Annotated in this window: 5 protein-coding genes; 4 read left to right on the top strand and 1 reads right to left on the bottom strand. The window is 65.4% G+C overall.

Translation table 11 applies throughout. The annotated features are described in order from the left end of the window. Positions 1–53: 53 nt before the first annotated feature. Positions 54–1,148 (bottom strand): beta-ketoacyl-ACP synthase 3, encoded by a 1,095-nt coding sequence (locus ACYVE9_RS17130; RefSeq protein ID WP_461028739.1) that lies wholly within the window; start codon positions 1,146–1,148, stop codon positions 54–56. A gap of 810 nt (positions 1,149–1,958) precedes the next feature. Between ACYVE9_RS17130 and ACYVE9_RS17125 the strand changes: the two genes are divergently transcribed. The 4 genes from ACYVE9_RS17125 to ACYVE9_RS17110 all read left to right on the top strand — a co-directional run bounded on the left by ACYVE9_RS17125 (position 1,959) and on the right by ACYVE9_RS17110 (position 4,297). Next, the gene (locus ACYVE9_RS17125; RefSeq protein WP_461028738.1) at positions 1,959–2,201 is read left to right on the top strand and encodes a hypothetical protein; all 243 of its coding nucleotides are present in this window, start codon (positions 1,959–1,961) and stop codon (positions 2,199–2,201) included. A gap of 132 nt (positions 2,202–2,333) precedes the next feature. Continuing rightward, positions 2,334–3,248, top strand: a complete 915-nt coding sequence (locus ACYVE9_RS17120; RefSeq protein WP_461028740.1) for a transposase — start codon at positions 2,334–2,336, stop codon at positions 3,246–3,248. A gap of 180 nt (positions 3,249–3,428) precedes the next feature. Next, positions 3,429–4,052, top strand: a complete 624-nt coding sequence (locus ACYVE9_RS17115) for a transposase (RefSeq protein WP_461028737.1) — start codon at positions 3,429–3,431, stop codon at positions 4,050–4,052. Beyond that, complete coding sequence (locus ACYVE9_RS17110) at positions 4,046–4,297, top strand: transposase (protein ID WP_461028736.1); 252 nt, start codon at positions 4,046–4,048, stop codon at positions 4,295–4,297. The genes ACYVE9_RS17115 and ACYVE9_RS17110 overlap by 7 nt, the downstream gene beginning before the upstream one ends. Positions 4,298–4,410 lie beyond the last annotated feature (113 nt).

Below are 4,410 nucleotides of genomic sequence, written 5' to 3'. Positions count from 1 at the left end.
CCTCATCTGCTACAGACGTCTCAAAAAGACCCGCTCATGATCGTGTTACGAGTTCATAGCACGTTCTCGAGTCGCTGTGCCAATTCCGTAATGGTCAACGAGTCCAGGTCGAGATCTTCCAGAATCCTGTCATCCGGCTTGATGTCTTCGGTCGGTCGCTCGCTGAGGAGCGAGATGATGTTCTTAACCTGTACCAAGGTGTCGGGCTGGGCGGGCACGGGCTGCTCCTTTTCTCGGGCTTTGGGGTCGACACGGTTTCGGTTACGGGCACAAAACCACTTGTGCCCGTAGGACAGGCCCGCACCGAAGCCGAAGAGAAGAACGGGGTCACCGCGATCCACCTGGCCGCTCTGACGCAGGGTGTGCAAAGCGAGTGGGACGGACGCGGCTGAGGTATTGCCTGCGTTGATCACATCGGTGGCGGTCACCAAGTTCGGTGCGTCCAGGCTCTGGCTCAGGGCGTTGATGATGCGCAGGTTGGCCTGATGCGGGACGAAAGCCCGTAGGTCCGCCGGCCGCAGACGCGCGCGCTCGCAGGCCGCCTCCATGACACCCAGCAATTCGGCGGTGGCCCATCGGAAGACTTTTCTCCCCGCCATCTCCATCCGCCCTGTCGCGCTGGGGATACGGATCAGGTCCGCCTGTGCACCGGCGCTCCCCCACGCGACAGGAAAGATCGACGTGTCCGCTGAAGGAACCACAAGTGCCGCTGCTGCCCCGTCTGCGAAGATCGGGCCGGTGTCACGATTTTCAGGTGCTACCCAGTCGGTCATCCGCTCGGAGCCGATGACCAGGACGCCCCGCGCGGACCCGGCCCGGACCAGGCCGTCAGCGACCGCCAGACCGTGGCAGAACCCCGAACACGCGGCGTTGAGATCGAAACCGGCCACAGCCGTGATGCCCATACCTGCGGCGACTTGCGCGGCCCCGTTGGGCATGGGGGAAGGCATGGAGCAGGTCGCAAGCAGTACCACATCGATGTCGTCGAGGGTGGCTCCGCAGTCCGCCAGTGCTTCCTTCCCTGCAGCGATGGCCATGGCCGCTACAGTCTCGGCCTTCGAGGCGTGCCGGCGTTCTTCAATTCCCACCCTGTCGGAGATCCACTCTGCGCTCACCCCGGTTGCGGTGGACGCACGCTGATTGGTCACTACCTCTGTGGGCCGGTAGGCCCCCAGTCCGCTGATGCGGGAACCAGGGCTCGGCACCCCGATCCATGGGGCAACGGCCGCCCCTCGGTGCTTCAGGTCCTCATTCATGTGACGCTGCAGTACGTTGCGGGACGGGGGCGCCGTACCATGCACGATGCGATGCCTGCATGCGGAATCCGAGCTGACGAGGCCGCAGGCGCCATCGTCCGAATCGAGAGGGCTCGCACTCACTCCGGCCACAGCAGGAGGCGGACGTCGTAAGCGTGTACCCGAGGGCCAGAACGTGCACCGGTGGCGACGTGTCGCGGACGTGAGCGCGTTGAACATACGAAGGATGGCCCGGTGTGTCGCTCCGGAGGCGCGGGCGTGATCACCGCCCCTCCGTGTGCAGTCCGCGAATCCGTGGGCGGCGGGTCAGCCCAATGTTTCGCGTGCAGTTGCCCTGTCACTCAAGGATCTTGAAGGCCGACGGCAGACCGCAGGCGCCGGGCCTGACACGTGCGGGTTCATCCTGACCCCCGATATCCAATGGCGGTAGCTACCCTGAGCTGGCTTCCCGTTCGGGCCTGACATGCGAGGGGAGCCTGGCCGCCCGGAACAAAGCCACCGTCTGCGGGGCCAGTTGCACACGGTGCTGCTGTGGGGAACTGCAGTCGAACGTCACCCTTGATCGTGCAACGCGCGCACGCCCAGGAGCTCCCGAACCTCTTGCCCTCCGCGTTCCTGTGGAGTGTTCTGGACGTGGCACCCAGCAGTGTGTGTCTCGACTGGGGGCTGCCACTCACTCTGTATTGACGGGAGATACCGGACATGGCCAGAAAGCGAAGGAAGAACCTGATCGACGACTTGCTCGACCGGACTGATGACGCGAGCCGCGACATGACCAAGGTAACCCGCCGGACACTCACGGGCCGGAAGAAGAAGAGGAACAAGAAGGCCAGCGCGCGAAAGTGGGCCAAGCGCAACAATGAGGCCATTGAAGCTCTGGCGGTCCAGCTGGACCGGTACATCAAACACGACCGGGAGATGGCACAGTCGCGCGGCAAGGCGTGACAAGAGGGCAGGGCACATACGTCTGCGCCAACTGCGCTGAAGTCCAGAGCATGAGGGCGATCTAACGAGTTGGTGCGTGATAGCGGATGAGGCGTCGTTGCTGGCAGGTGGCATGATCCGTCTGTGGCGATCATGGTCAATCGGGCGGTCCTGGCGAGTCGGCTGTTCATCGGAGTCTCGCGGCATCATCTGGCCTGTTTGATCGGGGAGTTGGCCGTGCCGTGGCAGGCCGGTGTCGAAGGCCGCCGCCATGCTGCACGAGGCGGGAACAGGAAGCGGGCCGCGGGTGCCGGCGCCCGTCACCAGCTGGTGTTCGTCGACCGGCTGGTGGCCACGCTGATCCATCTGCGCCATGATCTGCCGCATTCGGTCCTTGGCCTCTTGTTCGGCGTCGACCGCTCCACCATCACCCGCGCGATCGGGGAGATACGTCACCTCCTGGCCGAGCGGGGGTGCGCGGTCCCCGACCGTCCCGGCCTGCGTCTGCGGACGCTGCCGGACGTGTTCGCCTATGCCCAGGCCGAAGGCATCGAGCTGCGGCTGGACGCCACTGAGATCCAGGTCCGCAGACCGCCGGCCAACCGAGGCGGTCGCCGGGCGTTCGTCTCCGGCAAGAAGAAGCAGAACACCATGAAGGCCACCGTGGTTGCCGACTGGCGGGGCCGCACGTTATGGACCGATGCCCTGCGACCTGGACGTATGCACGATGTCGCGGCCACGCGCAACGAGGGCATCACCGTCTGTTTCCAACACTTCTCCGACGTCGAGGTCCTCCTGGACGACGGCTACCTCGGTCTCAGTCGCGACCACCGAGGACAAGCGATCACACCGCCCAGAAAGCCGCGGCCGGGAGCACTGCCCAGCAGAGTTGAACAGTGGGAACGCGACCGCCACGACCATTCGTCCGACCGCATCAGCGTCGAACACGCCCTCGCCGACCACAAACGCTGGAAACAACTGACGCGCTGGACCCACCGCCGCGACCGCCTGCCCGACACCTACCGCGCCATCGCCGACCTCGTCTCAGACCGCACCGCCACCACCTGAAGACAGGCCACGACCAGGCCAAACACACCTCACCCGCTATCACGCACCAACCCGTTACGAGCTGGTGCGCGGTTGGCGGTGAGACGTCGAGTCGGGATGGTTGATCATGGTCGGGTGGTGGGGAACTCGACGCGTGCGGTGATCATCAGCAATCGGCGGATCACAGGGCTGACTGCCAGAGTGATTGCTGAACTCGTCGAGGAGATCGGCCCGTTGTGGCACGAGCGTCACCAGGCGAGGCTTGCCGCTCGACCGCGGAAGCGGGCCATGGGCGCCGGCGCGAAGTACCGGCTGGTGTTCGTCGACCGCCTCCTGGCCACGCTGGTCCACCTTCGTCACGGGCTCACCCACGACGTGCTGGCCTGCTGGTTCGGAGTGGACCGCTCCACCATCACCCGGGCCATCGGCGAGGTGCGGCCCCTGCTCGCCGAGCGAGGCTGCACCGTCAGCCCCGACGTGCGGCTGCGATCTCTGGCCGAGGTCGTCGACCATCTCGGCGCGAGCGGGACGGCCGGCATCGTTGACGGCACCGAGATTCGGGTGCGCCGCCCGGCCGCCGGACGCAAGGGTCGCGGCAAGTTCATCTCCGGCAAGAACAAGCAGAACGCCGTCAAGTCCATGGTGGTCACAGACGGCGAAGGCCGCGTCCTGTGGTGCAGCCCGGCCCGTCCCGCAAGCTGCGCGGACATCACCCACGCCCGCCAGTTAGGGCTGGTCAGGCTCCTGGCCGACGGGCCCGCGGTCGAGTCCTCGCCGATGCCGGCTATCAGGGACTGGGCGCCCAGACCGGTGGCCGGGTGGTGACACCACCGCACCGCAAGTTCAAGAAGAACGCCCCTGACTGGTACGAGGAGATGCACGAGCGACAGCGCAAGGCGCACTCCTCACGCCGTATCCGTGTCGAGCACGGCATCGCCCATCTGAAAAACTGGCGAGCTCTGGCCCGCCACCTCGGCCGCCGCGAGCATATGAGTGACACCATCCAAGCCATCGCCGGCCTGCTGTCCCACTCGCAGACCGTGGACCTGAGCTCCACAAGGCAGACGTGAACACGGGCCACACCGAAGTTCACGACGTCTCACCGCCAACCGCGCACCAGCTCGTTAAGAACTCGTAACACGATCATGAGCGGGTCTTTTTGAGACGTCTGTAGCAGATGAGG

This window comes from Streptomyces sparsus, assembly GCF_054776295.1.
The sequence above is the reverse complement of the archived record's forward strand: the minus strand, read 5'-3'. Positions and strand labels throughout refer to the sequence as shown.

Bases quoted from the DNA above. Each gene is read 5' to 3' on its own strand.
- ACYVE9_RS17125 (WP_461028738.1), top strand. From the start codon at position 1,959: ATGGCCAGAAAGCGAAGGAAGAACCTGATCGACGACTTGCTCGACCGG.
- ACYVE9_RS17120 (WP_461028740.1), top strand. From the start codon at position 2,334: ATGGTCAATCGGGCGGTCCTGGCGAGTCGGCTGTTCATCGGAGTCTCG.